This is a genomic window from Solicola agrisoli (assembly GCF_049059935.1).
Classification (GTDB): domain Bacteria; phylum Actinomycetota; class Actinomycetes; order Propionibacteriales; family Nocardioidaceae; genus JAURVT01.
The window spans coordinates 1-7,661 of the sequence record NZ_JBMGQR010000117.1 but is presented as its reverse complement, the minus strand read 5'-3'; the positions used below and the strand labels follow the sequence as shown (position 1 = coordinate 7,661).

Below are 7,661 nucleotides of genomic sequence, written 5' to 3'. Positions count from 1 at the left end.
GGTACGTCTCGTCCGCGGTGTCGTCGGTGAGGCCCTCGATGGGGGAGAGCGTAGCGGTCGTGGCGCCGGTCTCCGAGGCGACGGTGTCGGCCACGGCGGGGCTCGCGAGCTCCTCGGTGAAGACGGTCGTGATGCCGTCCTGGCGCACCAGCCTGGTGATGTCGGCGAGCTGCGCGGCCGTGGGCTCGTTGCCGGGCTCGATGCCGGCGATGGGCACCTGCGTGAGGTCGTAGGCCTTCGCGAGGTAGCCGAACGCGGCGTGGCTGGTGACGATGTCGCGCGTCTCGCACTGCGCCAGGCCCTGGCGGAAGGAGGTGTCGAGCTCGGTGAGCCGGGCCTTGAACGCGGTGCCGTTCTTCTCGAACGTCGCCGCCTGGTCGGGGTCGATGTCGCTCAGGCGCTCGACCACCGCGTCGGTGATCTTGGCCATGTTGGCGGGGTCGAGCCAGACGTGCGGGTCGGTGCTGCCGTGGTCGTGGCCCTCCTCGTCGTGGGAGTGCTCCTCGCCCTCGGCGTGGTCGTGGCCGTCGGACTCGGCCCCGTCCTCGCTCGCGTCGAGCAGCGTCACCACGTCGGCGACGTCGAGCCGCTGGTCCTCGGACAGGTCCCCCTGCTCCACGGCCTCGTCGACGGCGGCCTGGAAGCCGGTCTCGTACACGACGAGGTCGGCGTCCTGGACGTCGGCGACCTGGCGCGGCTTGAGCTCCAGGTCGTGCGGCTCGGTGCCCGGCGACGTCAGGTTCTCCACGTCCACGGCGGTGCCTCCGACCTGCTCGACGACGTACGCGAACGGGTAGAACGACGCCGCGACGCGGGGACCAGAATCCGCGTCGGACGACCCCGTCCCGCCGCTGCCGCACGCGGCAAGGAGGAGCGCGGTCGGCAGCATGACGCCGAGCAGGGCGGAGGACTTCTTCTTCATGACAGTCATTCTCAGGAGGACTGGGAACCGTTGTCAAATCCTCGGTGCGGGTGGGTGACGAGAGTCTCTGGATCGTGGTCGGTCTCTGGATCGTGGTCGCTGGGGCGACCAGAATCCAGAGACGCTCGTGGTCCACAGGGGCCGGGGTCCGCAACGGATGTCCACAGATGTGCGTCGGACGTGGTCCGCGGTCGGCCGACGGCCTCACCCTGCCGACATGATCCTGACGAGCACGGCGTCCACCGACGACGCACCCACCGTCATGCGCAGCGGGGACGCCGCCGAGCGGTGGGGTCGCGCACGCGTCCGCAACCAGCTCGCCTCAGGGCGGTGGCAGAGCCCCGAGCGGGGCGTCGTCGTGCGACACAACGGCCCGCTCACGCCGGGCGAGAAGTCCTGGGTCGACCTGCTGTCCTGCGCGCCCGGCGCGGCGCTCGGCGGCCTGGACGCACTGGCGTGGGACGGCCTGCAGGGGTTCTGCGACGACCGCACCTTCGTCGTGCTGCCGCCGGGAGCGTCGCCGCCACGGCGGGAGGGCGTCGAGCCGCACTGGTCGATCTACCTCGACGGCCGCGACGTCTCACCCGCCCGCGAGCCGCGGCGCACGCGTCCGGCTCGCAGCGTCGTCGACTACGCGTCCTGGGCGCCGAACGACCGGATCGCCCGTGCCGTCGTCCTGGCGTCGGTGCAGCAGCGGCTCGCGCAGACCCGCCACTTCACCGACGCGATCCGCCGGCGGGGGGCCTGTCGACGGCGCGCGCTCGTCAAGGAGTCGGTGCTCGACGCGGCCGGGGCATCCAGTCGCTGCCCGAGCGCGACTTCGACGAGATCGTCGTCGCGTACCGGCTGCCCAGGCCGACCCGTCAGCTGCCCGTCCGCAGGCGGGACGGCCGGTACTTCCTCGACGTCGGGTGGCGCGAGTACGACGCGTCGGCCGAGATCCACGGCATGCCGCACCTGGAGGTCCGGCACTGGGACGCCGACAACGAGCGCGGCAACGAGGTGACGATCCTCGGGCCCCGTCAGCTGGTGATCAGCTCGTACGCGGTGCGGCGGCAGTCGGCGCTGGTGGCCGACCAGGTGATCCGGCTGCTGCGTCGCGGCGGCTGGCCCGGCTGACGTCGGCACGTGGATCTCTGCATCGTGGTCGCCATCGCCGCCACGATCCAGAGACCAGCCACGATCCAGAGACTCTCGTCAGGACAGGGCCTCGAAGGCGCGGGAGACGAGGAGGCCGGCGAGGACGCCCATGGCGATCATCCGCAGGACGCGGCCGCGGCGGTCGGCGTGGGCCCAGGTGAAGGTGGCCAGGAAGGCGAGCAGCGCCAGCAGGATGCCGAGCGCCGGCACCGCGTAGAGCGGGGGCGCGGCCAGACCGACCAGGGCCAGGACGAGGACGGCGGCGGGCACGGTCAGGCGCGGCAGGGCCTGCAGGCGCAGCATGATCACCTGGCTCATCGGGGCGTTCGGCGGCGGCGTCGGCATGGTCGAATGGTGCCATGGTCGTCCTCACCCGCTATCGCGTGACGCAGCCCGACCGCGAGGCGTTCGCCGCGCAGGCCGAGGCCGCGCTGCGGGTGCTGTCGGGCAAGCCGGGGTACGCCGGCGGCGAGGTGGGGCAGAACGTCGACGACCCCGCGCTGTGGTGCCTCACCACCCGCTGGGACGACGTGGGCTCCTACCGCCGCGCGCTGTCGGGCACCGAGTCCAAGATGGTCGTGGTGCCGCTGCTGTCGCGCGCCGTCGACGAGCCGTCGGCCTATCAGGTTGTGGTCGCCGCCCCGCCTGCCGCTAGCCTGGGGTGACCCTCGGGCGCGGGACGTCACGACGTCCCGCACACGCCCGCCGACACCCAGCCGGACGGAGACAGGCCATGCCTGCCACGACCCTCGACAACGTCATCAGCCTCTGCAAGCGCCGGGGGTTCGTCTTCCCCTGCGGCGAGATCTACGGGGGCACCCGCTCCGCCTGGGACTACGGTCCGCTGGGCGTCGAGCTCAAGGAGAACATCAAGCGCCAGTGGTGGCGCTCGACCGTCCAGGGTCGCGACGACGTCGTCGGGCTCGACTCGTCGGTCATCCTGCCCACGCCGGTGTGGGAGGCCTCGGGCCACCTCGCCGCGTTCGTCGACCCGCTGACCGAGTGCCAGAGCTGCCACAAGCGGTTCCGCGAGGACCACCTGCAGGAGGAGTACGCCGAGCGGAAGAAGATCGACGACCCCGACACCGTGCAGATGGCCGACGTCCCGTGCCCCAACTGCGGCACGCGCGGCGCCTGGACCGAGCCCCGGATGTTCAACGGGCTGCTCGAGACCTACCTCGGCGTCGTCAAGTCCGAGGAGGGCAAGCACTACCTGCGTCCCGAGACCGCGCAGGGCATCTTCGTGAACTTCGCCCTCGTCATGGGCTCGGCGCGCAAGAAGCCCCCGTTCGGCATCGGCCAGATCGGCAAGAGCTTCCGCAACGAGATCACGCCCGGCAACTTCATCTTCCGCACCCGCGAGTTCGAGCAGATGGAGATGGAGTTCTTCGTCGAGCCCGGCACCGACGAGCAGTGGCACGAGGAGTGGATCGAGACGCGTCGCGCCTGGTACACCGACCTCGGCATCGACGCCGACAACCTGCGTTTGTTCGAGCACCCGCAGGAGAAGCTGTCGCACTACTCCAAGCGCACCGTCGACATCGAGTACCGCTTCGGCTTCGCCGGCTCGGAGTGGGGCGAGCTCGAGGGCGTCGCCAACCGCACCGACTTCGACCTGTCGACGCACGCCAAGCACTCGGGCCAGGACCTGTCGTACTTCGACCAGGAGAAGAACGAGCGCTGGACGCCGTACGTCATCGAGCCCGCCGCCGGCGTCAACCGCTCGATGATGGCGTTCCTGGTCGACGCCTACACCGAGGACGAGGCGCCCAACGCCAAGGGCGGCGTCGACAAGCGCGTCGTGCTCAAGCTCGACCCGCGCCTGTCGCCGGTCAAGGCCGCCGTGCTGCCGCTGTCGCGCAACGAGAAGCTGACGCCGCGCGCCAAGCAGCTCGCCGCCGACCTGCGTCGGAGCTGGAACGTCGACTTCGACGACGCCGGCGCCATCGGCCGTCGTTACCGCCGGCAGGACGAGATCGGCACCCCGTTCTGCATCACGTTCGACTTCGACTCCCTCGACGACGACGCGGTGACCGTCCGTGAGCGCGACACGATGGCCCAGGAGCGCGTCTCCCTGGAGCAGCTGCCGGCCTACCTGGCCGCGAGGCTGATCGGCTGCTGACCCGTCCGGCGATCCGCCGGACAGGTCGGAGCGTGGTGCGCCACACTGGCGCGATGCTGCGCAGAACGCTCTCGGGACCGACCTCGCGACTCATGGCCGCGGGGGCGGTCCTGTGCGTGCTCGCGGTGTCCGGCTGCTCCTCCGACGACGGTGCCGACGCGCCCGAGCCGTCGGCCCCCGCGTCGACGAGCGCGAGCCCGTCGCCGTCGGCCGCAGGTGTGTCGCTGACCGGTGGCGGCACCGAGCTGGCCCTCGGCGCACCGGCCACGGCCCTGCTGCGCCGTGGCGACCAGGACCCCGGCGTCGTCTCGGTGACGGTCACCGCCGCGACCGCGGGCACCACGGCCGACCTCGCCGACTTCGGCGTCGACGGGGCGGCGGCCACGTCGCAGCCGGTCTACGTCAAGGTGCGTGCGCAGAACCTCGGCCAGGTCGACCTCGCCGGGGCCACCGTCCCGCTCACGGTGGTCGACGCCGCGGGCGAGCAGTGGAGCACGACCCCGGTGGTCGGCCAGTTCGCCCCGTGCCCGACCGCGGTGCTGCCCACCCCGTTCGCCGCCGGCGCCACGGCCGACCTGTGCCAGCTGTACCTGCTGCCGGCCGGTGGCACCGTCGCGTCGGTGCAGCTGCGCTCGGAGAGCCTCGCCGAGCCGATCACCTGGACGGTCGCGCCCGCGTCCTGACCGACCCGTGCCGTGACGGATGTCAGGGTGCGGTCGTGATGCGCGGCAGGGGTCGCGGTGCGGTCGCCGCACCAGGCTGAGGGCATGGGACGAACCACCTCGGACGCGCCGGCCGTCTCGCTCGCCGGCATCACCAAGACCTTCGGCGACGTGACCGCCGTCGACGGCCTCGACCTGACGATGCGCGCCGGCGAGGTCGTCGCGCTGCTCGGCCCCAACGGGGCGGGCAAGACCACCACGATCGACATGATCCTCGGGCTCGCCGAGCCGACGCAGGGCGTCGTCCGCGTCTACGGCGCAGCACCGCGCGAGGCCGTCGGCCTCGGCCGGGTCAGCGCGGTCATGCAGACCGGCGGGCTGCTGAAGGACTTCACGGTCGCCGAGACGGTGCGCTTCGCCGCCTCGCTGTACCGTCCGGCCCGTCCGGTCGACGAGGTGCTGGAGCGTGCGGGCATCACCGCGATCGCCGGCCGCAAGGTGCAGGGCTGCTCCGGGGGCGAGCAGCAGCGGCTGCGGTTCGCGCTCGCGCTGCTGCCCGACCCCGACCTGCTGGTCCTCGACGAGCCGACCACCGGCATGGACGTCAGCGGGCGCCGCGACTTCTGGGGCGCGATGCGCGAGGACGCCGGCCGCGGGCGCACCGTCCTGTTCGCCACGCACTACCTGGAGGAGGCCGACGCCTACGCCGACCGCATCGTCCTGGTGCGGCACGGGCGCGTCGTCGCCGACGGGTCGGCCGCCGAGATCAAGGCGATGGCCGCCGGACGGACGCTGCGCGCCACCCTGCCCGGCGCCGACGCCGACCGGCTCGGCACCCTGCCGGGCGTCGACTCGGTCGAGATCAGGGGCGACTCGGTGCTCCTCCACGCCCGCGACACCGACGAGGCGGCGCGCTGGCTGCTCACGCAGACCACCGCGCACGACCTCGAGATCACCTCGAACAACCTGGAGGACGCCTTCGTCGCCCTCACCTCCGACCACGAGGGAGCCCTCGCATGAGCACCACCGCACCCACCCTGGCCACCGAGCGCCGCACCCCGCCGTGGGGAGGCTTCTCCGGCACGCTGATGGGCCTGGAGCTGCGCCGCGCGCTGCGCAACCGCCGCACGGTGATCTTCACCGTGGTGGTGCCGCCGGTGCTGTTCCTGCTGTTCGGCACCGACGGGTCGTACAAGACGCAGAGCGCCGGCAACGGCAACGTCACCGCCTACATCATGATCTCGATGGCCGTCTACGGCGCCATGATCGCCTCGACGAGCGGCGGTGCGATGGTCTCGATCGAGCGGGCCGTCGGGTGGAGCCGTCAGCTGCGCCTGACGCCGCTGCACCCGCTCGCCTACGTCACGGTCAAGGTCGCCTGCGCGATGGTGATGGGGCTCGTCGCGGTCGTGGCGGTCTTCGTGGTCGGGCTCGCCTTCGGGGCCGACCTGCCCGTGTCGACGCTGGTCGCGTGCGGCGTGCTCGGCTGGGTCTGCTCGGCGCTGTTCGCGGCGTTCGGCCTGTTCATGGGCTACCTGCTGCCGAGCGAGAACGTCATGCAGGTGCTGGGTCCGCTGCTCGCGGTGCTGTCGTTCGCCGGCGGCCTGTTCGTGCCGCTGTCGCAGATGAGCCAGGTGTTCGCCGACATCGCCACCTACACCCCGGTCTACGGCGTCGGCGTGATCGCCCGGTACCCGCTGAGCCAGGAGGGCACCCTGTGGACCGCCGTGCTCAACGTCGTGGTCTGGACCGCGGTGTTCGTCGGGGGAGCGGTCTGGCGGTTCCGCCGGGACACCGCCCGGGTGTGAGTATCGTCCCCGACGTGAGCACCGGGGCCGACGTGCCACCGACCACCGAGCAGCCACGACCGTGGATGCGCTCGGTGGTCGGTGGTGTCTGGCTGTTCTACCTCGGCAACCCGCTCGGCCGGGTCCTCGACGAGTCCGGCTGGGTGCGCGTCGCCGGCGTCGGCCTGCTGGCGGCCTTCGCCGGCGTCTACCTGGCGGGCCTGCTCCTCACCGGTCCGATCCGGCGACCGGCCCGGCGCGGACGTGAGCTCGTCGTGCGCAGCTGCGTGCTGGTGGCCCTCGTCGCGCTGACCGCGCTGCTCGTCCCGATCGCGGGCGACCAGGCACTCACCTGCCTGGTCTTCGTCGCCGCGCTCACCATGGGCTCGCTGCCGGTGCGGTGGGCGTGGCTCACCTGTGGGTCGATCTTCGTCGTCACCGAGGCGTCGCTGCGGCTCGTCCCGGGGTGGCAGGACAACGGCAACGGCCTGGCGGTCGTGCTCGCGACCCTCGCCGTCTGGGGGTTCCGGATCGCCTCGGTGCGCCAGGACGAGCTGGTGCTGGCGGAGCGCGAGCTCGCCGAGCTGACCATCCAGGAGGAGCGCTCGCGCATCGCCCGCGACCTGCACGACATCCTCGGCCACTCGCTCACCGTCGTCACGGTCAAGGCCGAGCTCGCCCAGCGCATGCTCGACGTCGACGTCGAGCGGGCCCGCAGCGAGCTGGTCGACCTCGAGCGGCTGTCGCGCGACGCGCTCGCCGACGTCCGGCAGACGGCGCTCGGCGTCCGGGGCGTCTCGCTGCCCGCCGAGATCGCGTCCGCCCGCTCTGCCCTGGAGTCCGCGGGCATCGAGCCCGACCTGCCCACCGTCGCCGACGAGGTCCCGAGCCGGTACCGCGACCTCTACGCCTGGACGGTCCGCGAGGCCGTCACCAACGTCGTCCGGCACAGCGGGGCCCGGACGTGCCGCGTCACCGTCACTCCCACTCGGCTCGAGGTCGTGGACGACGGCGTCGGCGCCGGCCAC

General features: G+C 72.3%; 10 protein-coding genes. 8 read left to right on the top strand and 2 right to left on the bottom strand.

Going from position 1 to position 7,661, the window contains the following annotated elements:
* Positions 1-922 (bottom strand): metal ABC transporter substrate-binding protein (locus tag ACI6PP_RS22330; RefSeq protein ID WP_421113933.1); only part of this gene is annotated, 922 nt, incomplete at its 3' end.
* 217 nt (positions 923-1,139) lie between these two features.
* On the opposite strand from ACI6PP_RS22330, the gene ACI6PP_RS22325 reads away from it, so the two are divergent.
* Both ACI6PP_RS22325 and ACI6PP_RS22320 read left to right on the top strand, forming a co-directional pair.
* The gene (locus tag ACI6PP_RS22325) at positions 1,140-1,928 is read left to right on the top strand and encodes a hypothetical protein (RefSeq protein ID WP_421113932.1); all 789 of its coding nucleotides are present in this window, start codon (positions 1,140-1,142) and stop codon (positions 1,926-1,928) included.
* Positions 1,871-2,041 (top strand): hypothetical protein, encoded by a 171-nt coding sequence (locus ACI6PP_RS22320; protein WP_421113931.1) that lies wholly within the window; start codon positions 1,871-1,873, stop codon positions 2,039-2,041. The genes ACI6PP_RS22325 and ACI6PP_RS22320 overlap by 58 nt, the downstream gene beginning before the upstream one ends.
* 78 nt (positions 2,042-2,119) lie before the next feature.
* Here ACI6PP_RS22320 and ACI6PP_RS22315 read toward each other — a convergent pair whose 3' ends face one another.
* Positions 2,120-2,407: a DUF6703 family protein gene (locus ACI6PP_RS22315; protein ID WP_421113929.1), complete on the bottom strand. Its 288-nt coding sequence runs from the start codon at positions 2,405-2,407 to the stop codon at positions 2,120-2,122.
* Between the two features lie 14 nt (positions 2,408-2,421).
* Between ACI6PP_RS22315 and ACI6PP_RS22310 the strand changes: the two genes are divergently transcribed.
* The 6 genes from ACI6PP_RS22310 to ACI6PP_RS22285 all read left to right on the top strand — a co-directional run.
* The gene (locus tag ACI6PP_RS22310) at positions 2,422-2,727 is read left to right on the top strand and encodes an antibiotic biosynthesis monooxygenase family protein (protein WP_421113928.1); all 306 of its coding nucleotides are present in this window, start codon (positions 2,422-2,424) and stop codon (positions 2,725-2,727) included.
* 68 nt (positions 2,728-2,795) lie between these two features.
* On the top strand, positions 2,796-4,184 hold the full coding sequence (locus ACI6PP_RS22305) for a glycine--tRNA ligase (RefSeq protein ID WP_421113927.1): 1,389 nt from the start codon (positions 2,796-2,798) through the stop codon (positions 4,182-4,184).
* Between the two features lie 53 nt (positions 4,185-4,237).
* Positions 4,238-4,867: a hypothetical protein gene (locus tag ACI6PP_RS22300; RefSeq protein ID WP_421113926.1), complete on the top strand. Its 630-nt coding sequence runs from the start codon at positions 4,238-4,240 to the stop codon at positions 4,865-4,867.
* Between the two features lie 84 nt (positions 4,868-4,951).
* Complete coding sequence (locus tag ACI6PP_RS22295; protein WP_421113925.1) at positions 4,952-5,866, top strand: ABC transporter ATP-binding protein; 915 nt, start codon at positions 4,952-4,954, stop codon at positions 5,864-5,866.
* On the top strand, positions 5,863-6,654 hold the full coding sequence (locus ACI6PP_RS22290; RefSeq protein WP_421113924.1) for an ABC transporter permease: 792 nt from the start codon (positions 5,863-5,865) through the stop codon (positions 6,652-6,654). The genes ACI6PP_RS22295 and ACI6PP_RS22290 overlap by 4 nt, the downstream gene beginning before the upstream one ends.
* A gap of 14 nt (positions 6,655-6,668) precedes the next feature.
* Positions 6,669-7,661: sensor histidine kinase (locus ACI6PP_RS22285; protein ID WP_421113923.1), on the top strand; the 993-nt coding region annotated here is incomplete at its 3' end.